This is a genomic window from Streptomyces sp. MMG1533, from assembly GCF_001279775.1.
Lineage (GTDB): Bacteria > Actinomycetota > Actinomycetes > Streptomycetales > Streptomycetaceae > Streptomyces.
This window is the reverse complement of sequence record NZ_LGDG01000150.1, coordinates 1-341: the sequence shown is the minus strand read 5'-3', so window position 1 is coordinate 341 and position 341 is coordinate 1. Positions and strand designations below refer to the sequence as shown.

Annotated in this window: 1 pseudogene; it reads right to left on the bottom strand. The window is 67.2% G+C overall.

Annotation, left to right across the window (positions count from 1 at the left end):
• A pseudogene (locus tag ADK57_RS16590) lies at window positions 1–341 on the bottom strand (4-hydroxy-3-methylbut-2-enyl diphosphate reductase); the annotation flags it as partial.

Genomic DNA, 341 nt, shown 5'->3' with positions numbered 1-341 from the left:
GAGTTGGAGGAGTTGCGGGAGCCGACGACGATCACCAGCTCGGCCTCGGCGCCCATCTCCTTCACCGCGAGCTGGCGGTTCTGCGTGGCGTAGCAGATGTCGTCGCTGGGCGGGGAGATGAGCTGCGGGAACTTCTCCTTCAGCGCGTCGACGGTCTCCATGGTCTCGTCGACGGAGAGGGTGGTCTGCGAGAGCCAGACGACCTTCGACTCGTCACGGACCTCGACCTTGGCGACGTCGCCGGGGCCGTCGACGAGCTGGATGTGGTCGGGGGCCTCGCCGGAGGTGCCGATGACCTCCTCGTGGCCCTCGTGCCCGATCAGGAGGATGTCGTAGTCCTC